We start from the raw sequence: 255 nt of genomic DNA on the forward strand, positions 1-255 counted from the left end.
ACAGCGCTCTTAGCTTGTTCTACTGCTTCAATTGCTTGCTCTGCCTCTGATAACTGCTCTGTATCTAGCACGCTATTACCATCTTGGTCATTTACCTCAGGCGCTGTTACTGAACCAATTTGATCTAAACGTGTTTGTAATGCGTCTTTACCTGTTGTACCGTCTGGTACACTGTTCAATTTCGTTGAAGCTTCTGCTTTCGCTGTTTCTAACGCTCCGATAAGTTGATCTAACTCAGCTTTCTCCTCTGGATTT

General features: G+C 43.1%; 1 protein-coding gene. It reads right to left on the reverse strand.

Annotated elements, in window-relative coordinates; all coding sequences use genetic code 11:
• Window positions 1-255, reverse strand: a 255-nt coding sequence (locus ACF91D_RS32410; RefSeq protein ID WP_392438813.1) for a GA-like domain-containing protein, incomplete at both ends; no start/stop codon positions are given.

The sequence above is a fragment of the Staphylococcus sp. 231237_7MaSpsaltlick genome (assembly GCF_043107035.1).